Annotated in this window: 14 protein-coding genes; 3 read left to right on the top strand and 11 right to left on the bottom strand. The window is 41.0% G+C overall.

Features of this window, described 5'->3' with window-relative positions; translation table 11 throughout:
* Positions 1 to 17: 17 nt before the first annotated feature.
* From ABWP91_RS02115 to yoaA, 8 genes are all read right to left on the bottom strand, one after another.
* Complete coding sequence (locus tag ABWP91_RS02115; RefSeq protein ID WP_353241799.1) at positions 18 to 1,430, bottom strand: surface lipoprotein assembly modifier; 1,413 nt, start codon at positions 1,428 to 1,430, stop codon at positions 18 to 20.
* 90 nt (positions 1,431 to 1,520) lie between these two features.
* Positions 1,521 to 2,279, bottom strand: coding sequence for a Slam-dependent surface lipoprotein (locus ABWP91_RS02120; RefSeq protein WP_353241800.1), 759 nt, complete (start codon positions 2,277 to 2,279; stop codon positions 1,521 to 1,523).
* A gap of 387 nt (positions 2,280 to 2,666) precedes the next feature.
* Positions 2,667 to 3,407 carry a Slam-dependent surface lipoprotein gene (locus tag ABWP91_RS02125; RefSeq protein WP_353241801.1) on the bottom strand — a complete coding sequence of 247 codons (741 nt, stop codon included), beginning with the start codon at positions 3,405 to 3,407 and terminating at the stop codon, positions 2,667 to 2,669.
* A gap of 245 nt (positions 3,408 to 3,652) precedes the next feature.
* Entirely contained in the window at positions 3,653 to 4,774 is a 1,122-nt protein-coding gene (gene rnd, locus ABWP91_RS02130) for a ribonuclease D (protein ID WP_353241887.1), read from the bottom strand.
* Between the two features lie 90 nt (positions 4,775 to 4,864).
* Positions 4,865 to 6,553 carry a long-chain-fatty-acid--CoA ligase FadD gene (gene fadD, locus ABWP91_RS02135; protein ID WP_353241802.1) on the bottom strand — a complete coding sequence of 563 codons (1,689 nt, stop codon included), beginning with the start codon at positions 6,551 to 6,553 and terminating at the stop codon, positions 4,865 to 4,867.
* Positions 6,554 to 6,988: 435 nt separating this feature from the next.
* Entirely contained in the window at positions 6,989 to 7,585 is a 597-nt protein-coding gene (locus ABWP91_RS02140) for a Slp family lipoprotein (RefSeq protein WP_353241803.1), read from the bottom strand.
* A 217-nt stretch (positions 7,586 to 7,802) separates the two neighbouring features.
* On the bottom strand, positions 7,803 to 8,501 hold the full coding sequence (tsaB, locus tag ABWP91_RS02145; RefSeq protein WP_353241804.1) for a tRNA (adenosine(37)-N6)-threonylcarbamoyltransferase complex dimerization subunit type 1 TsaB: 699 nt from the start codon (positions 8,499 to 8,501) through the stop codon (positions 7,803 to 7,805).
* Positions 8,502 to 8,591: 90 nt separating this feature from the next.
* A complete protein-coding gene (gene yoaA / locus ABWP91_RS02150) occupies positions 8,592 to 10,514 on the bottom strand; it encodes a DNA repair helicase YoaA (protein ID WP_353241805.1) in 1,923 nt (640 codons plus the stop codon).
* A gap of 151 nt (positions 10,515 to 10,665) precedes the next feature.
* Here yoaA and ABWP91_RS02155 point away from each other — a divergent pair, with 151 nt between their 5' ends.
* Positions 10,666 to 11,013, top strand: coding sequence for a RidA family protein (locus tag ABWP91_RS02155; protein WP_110591678.1), 348 nt, complete (start codon positions 10,666 to 10,668; stop codon positions 11,011 to 11,013).
* A gap of 133 nt (positions 11,014 to 11,146) precedes the next feature.
* Here ABWP91_RS02155 and mdtI read toward each other — a convergent pair whose 3' ends face one another.
* Together mdtI and mdtJ are read right to left on the bottom strand one after the other, a co-directional pair.
* Positions 11,147 to 11,479, bottom strand: a complete 333-nt coding sequence (gene mdtI, locus ABWP91_RS02160) for a multidrug/spermidine efflux SMR transporter subunit MdtI (protein ID WP_042843883.1) — start codon at positions 11,477 to 11,479, stop codon at positions 11,147 to 11,149.
* A 1-nt stretch (position 11,480) separates the two neighbouring features.
* Positions 11,481 to 11,909: a multidrug/spermidine efflux SMR transporter subunit MdtJ gene (gene mdtJ / locus ABWP91_RS02165; RefSeq protein WP_353241806.1), complete on the bottom strand. Its 429-nt coding sequence runs from the start codon at positions 11,907 to 11,909 to the stop codon at positions 11,481 to 11,483.
* 633 nt (positions 11,910 to 12,542) lie between these two features.
* Here mdtJ and pdxK point away from each other — a divergent pair.
* Positions 12,543 to 13,391: a pyridoxine/pyridoxal/pyridoxamine kinase gene (gene pdxK, locus ABWP91_RS02170; RefSeq protein ID WP_353241807.1), complete on the top strand. Its 849-nt coding sequence runs from the start codon at positions 12,543 to 12,545 to the stop codon at positions 13,389 to 13,391.
* Positions 13,392 to 13,465: 74 nt separating this feature from the next.
* Here the strand turns inward: pdxK and zwf are convergent, their stop codons facing one another.
* A complete protein-coding gene (zwf, locus tag ABWP91_RS02175; RefSeq protein WP_219248353.1) occupies positions 13,466 to 14,941 on the bottom strand; it encodes a glucose-6-phosphate dehydrogenase in 1,476 nt (491 codons plus the stop codon).
* A 470-nt stretch (positions 14,942 to 15,411) separates the two neighbouring features.
* On the opposite strand from zwf, the gene ABWP91_RS02180 reads away from it, so the two are divergent.
* Positions 15,412 to 16,257, top strand: coding sequence for a MurR/RpiR family transcriptional regulator (locus ABWP91_RS02180; RefSeq protein ID WP_353241808.1), 846 nt, complete (start codon positions 15,412 to 15,414; stop codon positions 16,255 to 16,257).
* The last annotated feature ends 119 nt before the right edge of the window (positions 16,258 to 16,376 follow it).

Here is a 16,376-nt window from a genome sequence, read left to right on the forward strand (position 1 = left end):
ATTCCTTCCGGTGAAAATTAGAATCGCTTAATAAAATTGACACCGACTTCACTTTGCTTAAAAGAATAAATAACATCCGCTGTGCTTTTGTTTAGTTGATTATTAAAATAGATAGAGGGAGTAAATTTAAATATTTTGTTACTTCTGAATGTTATCTGCGTATTTAAATACCAATTATGGTCTTCTCTTCTTACATTAATGCTTCTGTCAAATGACTTAAACTGCGTATTCTTATACCCCGTACTTATTAATAGCTCGAAGAGATCATAATAATTTAAAATATCAGCTTTAACGCCCTGTTGTTGATAGCTGTCACTCGATAACCTTTTATCCCTATTCACGCCATGAAAGCTTAATGATAATACTGTACTTGGGGTTATTATATGTCGCCCCATTAGAAAGTAAGACACTTCAAGGCCATCATTAAAATCATAATTAGCAATATGGTAATTTTTATCGACTGATAAATAACCAGACAGTGCCACTTGTTCGTCTAACGAATAATCTATTGCCGATTTAATACCAATACTTGCATGTCGAAATTGGTTATCACACCAGTGTGTTTTGAACACAGGGAATAACTCCACTTTTTTAACGTCATCCTCAAACTGATAACCCCCACCAATAAATAGGCTACTTCTCCGGCTTGTTATATCTTTCATGGGCTCGATGCCTGAACCACCCAGTAGCCATTTTCCCGAATGTTGCTGGTATATTGGGTACCGTTTGGAAAGGTCAACGCTATACTGCCATTTTCCACCTGCTATCGGTTTACTTCCACTGCCCATACAGATTCGATAAGCACAATGTTGTTTATTTTTATTTGATGCCTCATTTAAATTCAAATTATAACTGGAACCAAACTTGATTGCGCCTTGCCAACTGTTTTTATTCTGTAAGTAGGTTATTTGCTGATTAACAAACTTTTCTATTCTTATCGGTAATTTATTTTTGTAACTAAGGCGTATTCCTTGGTATACCGATAAAGCGTCTTGGTCACGTTTAATATCAAATAAAACCCGCGCTAGCTTTAATTCAACAGCGAGTGTATTTGGTTTGTCCTCTAGTATTTCCTGATAAAATAAAATTGCCTTATCATAATTTCGCTTTATTATTTCTTTTTCGGCAAAAATAAATTTCACCAAGTTTTTATCATGCTGTTGATAGCGTATATACTCATCAATTATTGCATCAATTTTTTTGAGCTCTTTTTTACGCAGGAAATCATAAAGGAGAAAACCCATTGCGTCGATGTTTTTTTGATTATTTTCTTCTAAATAATGAGAGTGTTGTTGATTGTGATTATTTGCTTTATTTAAAATATCAACAAAAGGTTTATTTTTTTCAGGTTGAGAAAAAACATAAAAAGACAAACATGATGATAAAATCATAATAAAAAAATTAATTCCAATTTTAATAGTATTAAACATAAATAGTTTACCTTTATAAAATAAAAAGTAGGCAACGCATTGTGCCTACTTTTTACTCTTACATATTTAAGATTGGTTATTTAGTAATAATTAGTTCGCTTTTTTGCCACCAAATGCAGTATCTAACTCATGATTATCTTTGAACGAGGTGATACCGGCGACATGCTCCACATTCTCCCCAAAGAATTGTCCCATGCTTTCCCCTAGAAGAGAATCATGGGAAATGGCTTCGGCTGTACCCTTAAATTTACCATCTTCAAAAACATCCCCTTCCATGGACTGCTTTAATTCATTCCCCTCCAGTAAGCCCACATACGACTTCTGACCAAAGTCGACATTAAAGGTACCTGTTAACTTACCTTCACCATCAAATTGGTTAACCCCCTCGATGTTATAAACCGCGCTTCCATTGGTAGGAACTTCGGTGCTCGCATTGTTACCTGAAAAATAAGCAGTATGTGTGCTGTCGCCATTTACCCCAGCTTGTGACCAATCCCCATAATAGATTTCAGCATCTGCAACTTGGCTAAATTGAAATTTACCCATACCGCCGTGTGGGCTTCCACCACTTTCTAACAGATATACATTATCGGGCTTCTGTGTGACCATATTCTTTAACCCTGAAAAAGAAATAGTTTTCCCATCTTTCATTCCTCTATAACCAATACCCGGTGCACCAGCAACCCCACCATGATGCCCCCCCGTTGCCTCAGTTTTATCGATACGAATATCGACAATCTTTTCACCCTCGGTATAACTTTGGCTTTGCTGTGATGTGGCCTCTGCAAATACACTGGTAGAAGCCCCTGATAATGACGCCATGAATACAACTAATGTTAATTTTTTCATTTGTATTTCCTTATTTAGGATATAACGAGGTGGATCCTCATATTAATGACTAACTCTATTTAGCCATTCCATTAAACCGAGAACGAGTATATGAAAATGATTTTTATTTACAAATAGGCTAATTATAATTTGAATCTAAATAATTAATTCAAAGAGAGTTTTAATTCACTTCTATTTCAATAAATTAATTTATAGCCGCATATTATTAATGGGTATAAGCTAAAATCCCAAGTTAATATTTTACTTAAAAAGATAAATTTTTAAGACTAAGTTCATTTTAAAGTTTAAAATTGGTTTATTAACAAAAAAGATTCATAACGTCTGTCTTTTTAAATAAAAATGGGCAAATACTATTTGCCCATTGAATATAATTACTTTATCTATAACTTAATTTTTAACGCCACCAAATGCTGTATCGTATTGGTGGTTTTCAGGGAAGCTAACCATGCCTGCGACCTGTGCAGCATCTTGCCCAAATAACTGCCCAGCGCTTATGCCTTCGGCTTGGTCATTAGCAAGTGCAACACCTGAAAATTTACCGTTCTCACCAATTTCACCACTAAGTTCGATTTTAGCAAACTCCCCGTCTAATGAGCCCTCATAAAGTTTTTTACCAAAATCCACAAGATAAACCCCGGGCATTTTCCCAATACTTTCATATTGGTTCAGCCCCATAATGGTATAACTGGCTTGGCCTTCTGTTGGGATTTCACTTGTTGGTTCTTTGCCCGAATAAAAAGCGGTATGCTTAGGATCAGTAACCTCACCAGTTTCGGACCAATCACCATAATAGATATCTGCATCAGCAACTTGTGAAAAATTAAACTTACCTATGCTGCCGTGATGCTCCGCAATTTTATCGAAAACATAAACGTTACCAGACGCTTTACTCGACAGTTCTTTTAAACCAGAAAATGCGACTGTCACCCCTTCGGTAATAAAGCGATAGCTAATACCAGGATCACCCTCGTTTGTATTTACATCACCTTCATATAATGTTTTCCCGACTTGAATATCGGTATTTCCATGCTGATAACTTTGGCTCTGCTGATATAGCACTTCGGATATCCCAATTGATGGAATAACCATCAATGAAGCAATTGATATTACGGTTGATATTTTCTTCATATACTCATCCTTTTCTATAATCAGATTGATATTATTTCAGATTAACTTCTGTTAGCTTTTCCATTACATCGAATCGAGTATATTAAGGTGACGTTAAAATACAAATATGCCTTTCATTATTTACTTTTTAATAATTTAAGTAAGCCAACCGATAGCTATATGAAAACCAATAAAAATAAGAAATAAAAAAAGGAATAACATTAATTATTCCTTTTTTAGCATGCCATTTTCAGACTAAATTTAAATTACAAATTCGATAATAATTTAGTGAGTGGTTCCGCCAGTAATTTACCCCGCCAACCTGCTAATAATTCAGGCGGGGTGCTGGAAGATTTAATTCCCCAGTGAATAGATAATAACTGATTTATTTGGCGTCTTGATGCTAATAGCTCCGCATTAAACTTTTCATTTTCAGCAATATCTTTAACAACCTCTTTAATTTCTTTGAAGACATTTTTATATTGGCTTTGTTCAGTAATATTCGCTACCGGTGCTGGGTATTGGCTTGCATCAAGTTTCTTAGCTTGTTCAACAATGCTCAGCAAACGCTTGCCATGGCAACGAATTTCTTGCCCAGTCAAACCAAGGCTATCTAGCTCACCAAGGGAAGTCGGTAGGAAATGAGCAACTTTCCATAAATGTTCTTCTTTCACTACAAAGTTAATTGCCATGTCCCGTGCTTTGGCTTGGTTCAAACGCCAATCAGCGAGCAGTTGCAAACAAGCAAGTTGCTCGTCACGTAACTGCCACGCATTACGGATATTTAAGTACGCTTTTTCTGGTTTCAGCGCTTTTTGGCGACGAGCAACCACACGCTGGCATTCATCTTTCGCATCGTCTAAATACCCCGCCTCCGTAACCTTCTGCATGAGAATTTCAGCTAATGGCAATAAATACAACACATCCGCAGCTGCATAGTCACATTGTTTCGCACTTAACGGACGTGCTAGCCAATCTGTCCGTGATTCACTTTTGTCCAGTTCAATACCAAGGTGCTCTGCAACCAATGATGCAAAGCCACATGAAATTGGGTACCCCAGAAAAGCCGCAACGATTTGAGTATCAATCATAGGCTCTGGTACACAATCAAAATCGTGCATAAACACTTCAAGGTCTTCACTACCAGCGTGTAAAAATTTAAGCTGGTTTGGATTCGTCAGCAGCGCTTTAAAAGGGCTGAAATCCGATATTGAAAGTGGGTCAATCAACGAAACTTGCTTTCCATCATACAACTGTAGCAAACCTAATTGAGGATAGTATGTTCTTGTACGAACAAACTCAGTATCCAGTGCAAGCCAAGGTGCATCGTTAGCTTCTTGGCATATTTGAGCGAGTTCGCTATCTGTGGTCACTAAACGATAATTCAAAACACGTTTCTCTTTGTCTATTTTCATTACAGAGACGCCGGTATAAACCGGCGTCATCTATTCGTTATATTTATACATTCTAAATCACTTTTAGGCGGGTGACTTATTTCTTTTCAATTTTTCTTCATCGCGTAAATCTTTTCGTAGAATTTTCCCAACGTTTGATTTAGGCAATTCTTCACGAAATTCAAATATTTTAGGCACTTTATACGCAGTTAATGAACGACGGCAAAATGTTTTTAGCTCATCCCCTGTCAAATTCGCATTTTTCGTGACAATAAAAACTTTCACGGCTTCCCCTGTGCTTTCGCTTGGTACGCCAATTGCCGCACACTCAATCACATCAGGGTGAGTTGCAATAACATCTTCAATTTCATTAGGATAGACGTTAAACCCTGAAACAATGATCATGTCTTTTTTGCGGTCGACAATGCGGATGTAACCTTCACTGTCGATTTCTGCGATATCGCCTGTTGCAATCCAACCATCAACGATTGCCTCAGCGGTAGAATCTGGGCGGTTCCAGTAGCCTTTCATCACCTGCGGGCCTTTTACCCACATTTCACCGGGCTCACCCAGAGGGACTTCTTGGCCTTCATCATTAAGAAATTTCACATCAGTTGATGGAACTGGTAAACCAATACTACCACTATATGCCGTGAGATTATATGGATTCCCCGTCACCAGCGGCGAACACTCAGTTAGGCCATAACCTTCAAGTAAGTGTTTGCCGGTCAATTGTTGCCACTTTTCAGCCACAGCTTTTTGCACTGGCATCCCACCGCCTACCGACAACCTTAAGCGTGAGAAATCCAACTTTTGAAACTCAGCATTGTGGATCCACGCATTAAAGAGTGTATTAACCCCCGTAATTGAGGTGATAGGATAACGCCCCAGTTGTTTGACGGTATCAGGCACATCTCGAGGATTGGTGATAAGTAAATTAACCCCCCCTACGTTGATGAAAAGCAAGCAATTTACGGTTAACGCAAACACATGGTACAACGGTAACGCTGTCACCACGAACTCAGCGCCAAATTTCAATACAGGGCCATATGCGGCTCTTGCTTGTTCTAGGTTAGCTAACATGTTGCGATGAGTTAACATCGCCCCTTTCGCCACCCCAGTGGTCCCCCCAGTATATTGCAAGAAGGCCAAATCACCGCCTGAAATATTGGGCTTAATATATTGCATCCGATAGCCGTAATGCATAGCACGGCGAAATGAGATAGCATCGGGTAAATTGTATTTTGGTACTAAGCGTTTTACGTATTTAACGACAAAATCAACAATTGTCGCTTTCGGCCGCGATAGTTGATCCCCCATACGGGTTAAAATCACGTGTTTAACTTTGGTGTTATAAACGATTTTTTCAAGCGTAGAAGCGAAATTCGAAACAATGACAATCGCAGTTGTGCCGCTATCATTAAGCTGATGTTCTAGCTCTCTTGGGGTATAGAGAGGGTTCACATTCACCACAACCATTCCCGCTCGCAATATTCCAAATAAAGCAATTGGGTACTGTAATAAGTTAGGCATCATTAAGGCAACACGGTCGCCTTTTTTAAGTCCCAGTCCATTTTGTAAGTAGGCAGCAAAAGCACGGCTTCTTTCTTCTAATTTCCGATACGTCATCACTGCGCCCATATTAATGAAAGCAGGCTGATCGGCATATTGAGAAACCGCATTTTCCAGTAACTCTGCTAAAGAAGCGAAGCGATCAGGATTGATTTCTTCCGGCACATCAGCAGGGTAATTTTTTAGCCAGATTTTTTCCAAAATGTTGCTCCTGAATTTAGTGAAGTTATTATACCCAACGTCTCCTTAACAAATTATTAACTCATTGTACCAGTTTGAAAAACAGACAATGTCAAGGTTGAGAGGTCTATCACTAAATAAATTTTGTTCCTTCAAGAAAAAACTGGGCGACATACGCCGCCCAGTTTTCTTAAATTTCGTTAATCAGATATAAATCTGCATAAGTTATGCCTAATTATACACTGATCAAGATTAATTTTGGAGATGTTATCAGAAGAATCTGCAATCAATTCAACTTGTAAGCATGAGAATCAAAGGTTAATGAGGGATAAAGCACCTTTTAAAGCATTATTTACGTATTTTTATCTAATGCTAGATAACGTGGTGAGGTCTGGTATGAAAAAGCAAAAAGCTGACATTCAGTATATGAATGCCAGCTTTGAAGATGATTGAGGTTTATTCAGTTAGGTAAGTATGGACTTGTGCAGGACCACCTGGATAGCCATAACCATAACCCCAAGGGTGATTATAGTAGTACGGGTCACCATAATAGCCGTAGCCCCATGGGCCTGATGGTGGGATCATCACGCTTTGTGCGACATTCCAACGCTGGAAGCCTGTCACATCTAAAGTGACATATTTATAAGGGACTTGCCCAACTTTCCCCTGCTGTTCTCCGGTAATTTTCCCAACAACAGTCACATAACGGTTCGTAAAGTCGCTTGGCTCACGGAAACCGTTAATATAAGCATAAATACGACCAATAGATGGCGCATTGAGTTCAGGTGCAGCGTCGTATTTACTTAGTGCCATCACCGCAATTTCTAAACGTGTCCGTGTAGGCTCGTTCGCCACGGTGAGAACTTTACCGCCAAAACGCGCTTCCTGACCAATATACATTTCAGGTGCATTTTGTACGGATGTTAAGTTATCTGCTGGGTTTTGAACTGACCCTTGAATTGATGCAGGTATCGAGACGCACCCAGTTAGTGCTAATACGCTTGCAACAAAAAGGCCTTTCAGTGCATTACGGCAGTTCAATTCAATGTTCATAGACTACCTCCGATTAGCAACAGTATAAATTCAGGTCATACGGTTTAAAATAGTCTGTAGCAAAGAAGACACGATATGTTAAATCGAGTAGATGCAAATAGGATACTTGTTAATCATATCCTATATTTATGAAGGATTCGATGTGTTTTTTTATCCATCAAAAAAAGGCTATCTGTAAAAAAATAGCCTGCTCATTTTGATGATTTTGCCGTTAGACTTATTCGCGACCTGGAAGTTTTTTCCACGTCACTTCATTACGTAAATAGGTCGGTTCCACGTTTTCAACCGCAACAGTTTTACCTTGAAGCCATAATTGCGCAGCAATAGGTAGCATATCTTGTGCATCAGGCAGAGTTATTTGGCTGTTATTGATGAATTCATTACCGTTTAACAACGATGGATACGCTTCCCACCCTGTTCCTGCATAACTCCATTGCCCTGAAATACCTGAAAATTTAATTTTAAAATCATCGGGTAATAAGACAGCTTCCGTTTCTTCGCCCTGCCAAACACCCTCAGCAGTACGTGAATACTGTGCACAATAGATTTCAGACATACGGGCATCTATCGCCACCAACACATTTGATTGGTTGGTTGTACGAAATACCCCTTGCGCCAAGGTCATCAGTGATGACACGCCAATCATTGGTAAATCAGCGCCGAGTGCTAAACCTTGAGCAATGCCCACGCCAATACGCACACCAGTAAAACTTCCCGGCCCGCGGCCAAACGCGAGTGCATCCAGTTGATTTAAAGTGACTCCCGCCTCAGCTAACACTTCCTCTACCATCGGTAAAACTTTTTGCGTGTGTTCACGAGGCGAAATAGCAAAACGTGAGATAATGTCATCGCCACATAATAGTGCGACAGAACAGGCTTCAGTTGCTGTATCAACAGCAAGAATATGACTCGACATGCCTAAACTCCGGCAAATTAACAGATTTCAATTGAAAGATGCGGCTTATACTAGCATAAACCACCGACAGAATTGCAGAAAAACACACAGTTATTTCGCCGCTGCCTGCGCCCTTTTTTCCGCGAGAAAATTTATCGCTTTGGTTAAGCTGCGAGTTCTTGGTGATGGTGGCAAGCTGCGCAAAAATACTTCACCATAAGGACGCGTGACTAAGCGATTATCGCAAATCACTATCACCCCGTAGTCACTGGTATCACGAATTAAACGCCCCACCCCTTGTTTTAAGGTGATCACTGCATCGGGTAGTTGCACATCCGCGAATGGATCACCACCACGCAGTTCACAATCCTCAATACGCGCTCTTAATAGTGGGTCATCGGGCGCGGTAAAGGGCAGTTTATCGATGATCACACAGGTTAACTCATCACCACGCACATCGACGCCTTCCCAAAAGCTACTCGTCGCGACTAACACCGCATTACCTGCGGCAATAAACTGAGCAAGTAGTTTATTTTTACTGCTTTCCCCTTGCATCATCACGGGCAGGGTCAACGAAGCTTTAAACTCTTCAGCCAGCTCCCGCATCATTAAATGAGACGTACAGAGGAAAAAACAGCGCCCCTGATTTTTTTCGATCAAAGGCCGCAACATAGTTGCTAATTTCTGAGCACTACCCCGTTGATTTGGCTCAGGTAAAAAACGCGGGACACACAGCATCGTTTGGCTTTCATAATCAAAGGGGCTAGCTAACAACAACGTTTTCGCTTTAGTGAGCCCTAAACGATCCGTAAAATGGCTCAATTTTTCATTCACAGACAGCGTCGCAGAGGTAAACACCCAGCTCGCGGGCGTACCTGCTATCATTTCGCTGAATTTATCTGCAACCGTAAGGGGTGTTAATGCAAGTAAAAAATGACGACCATAACTTTCAAACCAATAGCTGTAGCCGGGGATAGTGACATCTTTTAAACGATTCAATCGGTTACGGTAAATAGTCACACGCTCAAAAATAGAGTCTAAACTTTGGGAACGCCCTAACGACGTTTTAATTACCTCATAACAAAGTTCTAAGGAATCATCGAGCAAGGTTAAGGCACGCTGAACTTCATTCAGTTTTAATAAATCACGCAAATTGCCACGGAAACTGTTCTCCCCCAGATTCAAGCGAAAATCTAAAGTGCTCTGTGTCAGCCTATCCGCACTTTTTTGCAGTTGAACTTGGTCTTTTAATTCCGTGCGATAAGTCATTATCATATCACGAGCAAGATCGAGCAATTGGCGGCTACTGAGCTGTTGACCAAAATATTGGCTAGCAATATCAGGAATTTGGTGGGCTTCATCGAAGATCATGACATCGGCTTGTGGGATCAACTCCCCAAACCCAGTGTCTTTAACAACGCGATCCGCCATAAACAAATGATGGTTAACCACCACAACATCCGCTTCAAGTGCTTTGCGGCGCGCTTTTAACACAAAACACTCTTGGTAACGCGGGCAATCACTGCCAAGGCAGTTGTCGTTGGTGCTAGTCACCAGTGGCCAAACTGGGCTATCTTCTGCAATGTCATGACAAGTGCTGGTATCACCTAACTCAGATTCAATAGACCAACTGCGCAATCGCACCACGGCGGATAAAATTTCCGGCTCTAAGCTCCCGCCACCTAGTGATTGCTGATCTAACCGTTCTAAGCACAAGTAGTTTGAGCGACCTTTTAGTAAAGCTGTACGCCCGGTGTAATCCATCGCATTAATAATCGTTGGCAGGTCACGGTGATAAAGCTGGTCTTGCAGTGCTTTTGACCCCGTGGAGACAATCACTTTTTTGCCGCTTCTTAACGCTGGTACTAGATACGCATAGGTTTTCCCTGTTCCAGTCCCCGCTTCTGCAACTAAAACATGCTGTTGTTCAATGGCCTCTGTGACTGCATTAGACATCGTCACCTGCGCGGCACGCGGTTGAAAGCCTGAAATTGTTTTAGCCAAGAAGCCGTCAGCAGAAAAGTCGTCGTGCACTACAAAAACCTATTTGTCAGCAAAAATAAGACGCTCACTTTACCATGAGTTATTCGTCTGTGCTGTTCTAATTATGGTTTCATTGATCAAGCGATTTTCATCCCGCCCGCAAGCTGCTATCCTTGAACAGAATAAATAATAAGGAATAATTATGACTATTAAACGTATTGACCCCGATAATCGTTGGTCTGAAGCTGTTATTCACAATAATGTGATTTATTACACCAGTGTTCCCGAAAATTTGGATGCCGATATTGTTGCTCAAACCGCAAATACACTAGCCGCTATTGACGTAATGTTAGAGCGTGTCGGTTCTGATAAAAGTAAAATTCTTGATGCCACTATTTTCCTTGCGGATAAAGCTGACTTTGCGGGGATGAACCAAGCATGGGATGCATGGGTTGTCGCAGGTAGCGCCCCAGTTCGTTGCACTGTTCAAGCGCTGTTAATGAAACCTGAATACAAAGTTGAAATCAAAGTTGTTGCGGCAATTGATTGATCAAAAAAGGCAACTTAACCGTTGCCTTTTTACTAAATAGTTTGTGGTGTAGCTAGGCGGCAATCGCACAATAGTATGTGACTAGGGTTAGCAAGTGCAGCCAACAACGCTACACCGCAAAATATGACGCGCATTAAGACATCTTAATTAACACCATCCCTAACAACAATAACACGATTCCACCCCAGCCTTTATAATTTAGGCGCTGATTAAACAGTATCCACCCTGCTGCCACTGTTGCGATGATCCCGAATGCGCCCCAGAGCGCATAAGCGATGGATAATTCTATGCCTTTTACCGCTTGTGCGAGAGAGCTAAATGCCCCCAGTACGGCCACCAGCGAGAGGATCCCAAGCCAATATCGTTTAAAGCCATTCGACATTTTTAACAAGATATTCGCGATGATTTCCAATACAACGGCTAGGATCAAAAACGCAGCATGCCACCATTCAAAATGACTGGCCATATTACGCCTCCGACTTAGCTTCGCGTCCAACTAAAGCACTTGATTTGGCTGCGTTGACCGCCTGTTGAGTAACTTGTTTTACTTTTTGAGCCGATTCGCGAACTGTCGCTTTTTTGGTTCCTGATTTAATCAGGCCGATACCGGTGATCAGTAATACTAATCCACCTATTTTCATTGGTGATAATGTTTCGCCAAACCACATAACGCTGAAGGTAGTAATAAACAGAATACCGATACCTTCCCAAAGTGCGTAAGCAACACCCAATGCGACTTTTTTTACCGCGATAGCAAGAAGAATGTAAGAAGTGGCTATCATCACGTACATGACCACCATACCAGTAAAATCGCCGCTCACACTGGCGTGTTTCATTGATAAGGTACCAATAACTTCAGTTACGATAGCTAATACTAAAAATATCCAATAAATCATTATAATATCTCTCTATGTACAGCCGCGTCACAGCCTGTTTTTTGTACAAATCATACAAACAGAAAGCGTTAACGCAGTTGCTGAAAATTCAAATAAAAACAATACGATGCTGAGTTTATTCAGCGAAATGAATATTCGAGAGAGACGCTATAATGCACCACACCAGTAGTGTTCACTGGAAAGGATAGCTGAAAGGAAAAGCCTGTGTGTCGTTCTTTTTTGGGACTTGCTGATCTTGCCGCTAGTTGAGCTAAGCATGATATCTTATTCTTTTCATCAGGCGGACATCCACCCAATTTACTCCGAACCCTCATGTTGATAGTTGATTACAGCTTATTTTTAGCATGCCTTTTTTATTAAGTCAATGAATACAAACGTCTTTTATATTGCATAGAAATATGCATAACTATTCATTAATATGCTAACTAACCCTAGAGCCATCAAGCTTCAACCGAATAACCAACCGAAATTTTGACATTTTCCTTTAGTGTTTTTTAATAAAAAAATTTATTTTTACCACTTTTTTGACTTTGCTAACCCAATGCGTGCGCTGTTTGATCTTTCACATTGACAAGCTAAAGGAACAAGCTTCTTATAGTAACCATATGATTGAGTTACACCAAAGAGAGAGACATGAACACCTTCAGCCTAACCTCCAATAGCTTTCAAAATGCCGCAGACGCAACGCCACTCCCTTATGATGTCGTTTCCATTCAATCCCAAGTGATTTATGGCAGTGTGGGAAACAGTATCGCCGTTCCCGCGCTGACCAAGCAAGGTTTACGTGTTGCTGCTATTCCAACCGTCGTATTAAGTAATACCCCTCACTATCCAACCTGTTATGGTGGTGAGTTACCGGGGGAATGGTTTCGGGGCTATTTAAACGGTTTTGTGGAACGCGGCAGCTTAGACTCCGTTAGGTCAATTTTAACCGGTTATTTAGGCTCCCCAGACAAAGCGCGGGATTTAGCGGATTGGCTGGCAAAAGTGCGAGAACAACGCCCAACATTACCCGTAATTGTCGACCCAGTCATGGGGGATGAAGATAGTGGCTTTTATATTCCACCTGAAATTGCGGATGTCTATCGTGACAAGGTGATCCCATTAGCAACAGGCATTATCCCGAATAAATTCGAATTAATGACCTTAAGTGGGCAGCAGGTTAATAACTTAGACGACGCGATTATTGCCGCTCGTAGCTTATTAAAAGGCCATACGCAATGGGTCATTATTACCAGTGCTTTCCAACCTGATGACGATAATATTGAAGTGGTCTGTGTGACGAAAGATGATGTCGCTGTAATTCGCCATAAACGTTACCCTGTCACACCAAAGGGAACAGGTGATTTATTTGGGGCGGAACTGACAGCACAACTCCTTGCTGGCCTATCCGTCCCTGATGCGGCGAAAATGGCGTGTTTGCGTATCGAACAAGGGATCATCCATATGGTAGCAACGGGTCGCAGTGAATTAGTGCTTTAACTCATTTCGATGTGCCATAAAAAAAGCCAAACTCAGAGTTTGGCTTTTATCAACTAATTGCGTTTAGTTATCGATTATTCAAACTCATTCCAAGAACGACCATCGCGGGCAATCATTGCGACGGAGGCAATTGGCCCCCATGTTCCTGCTTGGTATGGTTTTGGAGCTTCGTTATCCATCGCCCATGCATCCATGATGGAGTCCACAAATTTCCATGCTTCTTCAACTTCATCACGACGGACGAATAACGCTTGAATGCCCCGCATTGCTTCAAGCAACAGGCGCTCATAGGCATCAGCCAAGTGAGTTTGGTTGAAGGTTTCAGAGAAACTTAAGTCCAGCTTCGTGGTTTGTAAACGGTGTTTATGATCAAGACCCGGCGCCTTGTTCATAATTTCGATATCAATCCCTTCATCTGGCTGCAAACGGATAGTCAGTTTGTTTTGCGGTAAATCTTGATAGCTTTCAGAGAAAATATTCAGTGCAGGTTTTTTAAAGTAAACAACCACTTCTGAACATTTTGCTGGTAGGCGTTTACCTGTACGTAAATAGAAAGGTACCCCTGCCCAACGCCAATCGTCGATATCCACACGCAGTGCAACGAATGACTCCGTCATGCTTTGCTTGTTAGCGCCCTCTTCTTCAAGGTAGCCCGGCACTTTTTTACCTTGAACAAAACCAGCCGTATATTGCCCACGCACCGCTTTTTCACGCACGTTAGTATGGTCAATACGACGTAATGAACGTAATACTTTCACTTTTTCATCACGAATACGGTCAGTGGTTAAATCTGCAGGTGGTGACATCGCAATCATCGTCAGGATTTGCAGTAAGTGGTTTTGGATCATGTCACGCATTTGACCTGCTTGGTCAAAATAACCCCAACGGCCTTCAATCCCAACTTCTTCTGCAACGGTAATTTGCACGTGATCGATTGTGCGATTATCCCAATTATTGATAAATAACGAGTTTGCAAAACGCAGCGCTAATAGGTTTAAAACGGTCTCTTTGCCCAGATAGTGGTCAATACGGTAAACTTGGCTTTCGTCAAAATATTTTGCCACTTCGTTATTAATTTCTTGGGACGATTCCAAATCAGTACCTAGTGGTTTTTCCATCACTACGCGATTTGGTTTTTTGTTTAATTTTGCGTGACCAAGACCTTGGCACATTGCACCGAATGTACTTGGTGGCATAGCAAAGTAATGAATGGCAGGATGTGAGTCTTGCTTTAGCATGTCTGCTAAACGCACAAAACTGTCTGTTTCGTTAACGTCTAAATTACAGAAATCTAAGCGGGCACTGAGTTTTTCCCACAATGCTGAATCGAGTTCTTCTTTTAAGAATTTGTCTAACGCTTCTTTAACGAATTCGACATAATCAGCTTGTGTCCAATCTGCACGGCCTACACCGATGATTCGGGTATCAGGGTGGATGTAACCCGCCTTTTCCAACTGATATAAAGAAGGAAGCAGCTTACGACGTGCGAGGTCTCCCTTGGTACCGAAAATAATTAAGTCACAAGCTTGAGCAGCATTATGTACCGCCATATTGGTTCTCCTCAATTTGCGGAATCTAAGGCCTAACTAGGATAGACCTTATTGTAATTTTGTTAAAATTAGCCCTAATTCCGCTAATGTACCCTGTTGCTGGTGTTCAGTAAATCTTCATGATACTGATCACAGTTTTTATGCTGAAAAAAGCAGCATATCATTGTTCTTAACTGTCATTATACACTTTATGCCATCCTACCTGTAAAACTTACTCGAAAACTGAAAGGAGCCAGCTTTAGTAATAAAATGACAAAAAAAGTATTCAACTTACTGAGGTGAAAATTAGATACGCTTCAAAGTTTCACAAAAAAGCTGCCATTGATCACCTGCATTCAGATAGCCTACTTACCCTACATAGTATATTTTCACTCTAAGTGATTGCCTCACGACAGCAAGCTATAATCAAACATAACATAGCGTGATGGCAGAAAAATTTCTCCTTTTGATGAAATAGGCGCTTTTGCTATATGAATATTTTAGAACAAATGAAAACCAGCCTCGATTTTTTAAGTAAATCGGAGAAAAAAGTGGCTGAAGTGATTTTAGGGATGCCACAGCGCGCTATTCATCTCAGTATCGCGGCTCTTGCACAATTAGCTGACGTTAGTGAACCTACCGTTAACCGATTTTGCCGGAAAATGGACACCAAAGGTTTTCCAGATTTCAAACTCCGCCTTGCCCAAAACCTTGCTAATGGCACGCCCTACGTTAATCGACATATAGAAGAAACAGATACGGTAAACACCTACACCCACAAGATTTTTGAGTCTGCGATGGCGGGACTTGACCATGTAAAGCACACACTCGATATCAGTGCAGTTAACCGCGCTGTCGACTTGCTCACCCAAGCGCGAAAAATTAGTTTCTTTGGCTTCGGCGCATCCGCCGCCGTGGCTCACGATGCGATGAATAAGTTCTTCCGCTTTAATATTCCTGTCATGTATTTTGATGATATTGTCATGCAACGCATGAGCTGTATGAATAGTACTGAAGGGGATGTAATTGTGTTAATTTCCCACACAGGAAGAACCAAAGCCCTTGTCGAGATGGCTCAGTTGGCACGGCAAAATGATGCAACTGTTATCGCTATCACCTCAGAAAGTGCCCCTCTGGCACAAGCCGCGTCTTTATCTATCATTATTGATGTTCCTGAAGACACAGATATGTACATGCCAATGGTTTCTCGAATGGCACAACTTGCTGTTATTGATGTCTTAACAACTGGGTTTACGTTAAGAAGAGGTGAAAAATTTAGAGATAACTTGAAGCGCGTCAAAGAAGCCTTGCGTGATTCGAGGTTTGATAACGTCTAAAGCTAAAACTGGCAGGATAAAGTGTCTTTCTATGCTTATCGGGCTTTAATAGTTTTACAGACCTGATAGCATTAAGAAATCCGCAGTATATAATAGCTGTGTTCGTGTCAGCATCCCTA

The organism is Providencia sp. (assembly GCF_040396775.1).
GTDB lineage: Bacteria > Pseudomonadota > Gammaproteobacteria > Enterobacterales > Enterobacteriaceae > Providencia.

What these genes read in the sequence shown, in the direction of transcription:
- zwf (WP_219248353.1), bottom strand. Translation starts at nt 14,941, where the DNA reads ATGGCGGTACATAATGCTGCTCAAGCTTGTGACTTAATTATTTTCGGT.
- ABWP91_RS02140 (WP_353241803.1), bottom strand. Translation starts at nt 7,585, where the DNA reads ATGAACATTGAATTGAACTGCCGTAATGCACTGAAAGGCCTTTTTGTT.
- ABWP91_RS02115 (WP_353241799.1), bottom strand. Translation starts at nt 1,430, where the DNA reads ATGTTTAATACTATTAAAATTGGAATTAATTTTTTTATTATGATTTTA.
- ABWP91_RS02125 (WP_353241801.1), bottom strand. Translation starts at nt 3,407, where the DNA reads ATGAAGAAAATATCAACCGTAATATCAATTGCTTCATTGATGGTTATT.
- ABWP91_RS02120 (WP_353241800.1), bottom strand. Translation starts at nt 2,279, where the DNA reads ATGAAAAAATTAACATTAGTTGTATTCATGGCGTCATTATCAGGGGCT.
- mdtJ (WP_353241806.1), bottom strand. Translation starts at nt 11,909, where the DNA reads ATGATTTATTGGATATTTTTAGTATTAGCTATCGTAACTGAAGTTATT.
- ABWP91_RS02180 (WP_353241808.1), top strand. Translation starts at nt 15,412, where the DNA reads ATGAATATTTTAGAACAAATGAAAACCAGCCTCGATTTTTTAAGTAAA.
- mdtI (WP_042843883.1), bottom strand. Translation starts at nt 11,479, where the DNA reads ATGGCCAGTCATTTTGAATGGTGGCATGCTGCGTTTTTGATCCTAGCC.
- pdxK (WP_353241807.1), top strand. Translation starts at nt 12,543, where the DNA reads ATGAACACCTTCAGCCTAACCTCCAATAGCTTTCAAAATGCCGCAGAC.
- tsaB (WP_353241804.1), bottom strand. Translation starts at nt 8,501, where the DNA reads ATGTCGAGTCATATTCTTGCTGTTGATACAGCAACTGAAGCCTGTTCT.
- ABWP91_RS02155 (WP_110591678.1), top strand. Translation starts at nt 10,666, where the DNA reads ATGACTATTAAACGTATTGACCCCGATAATCGTTGGTCTGAAGCTGTT.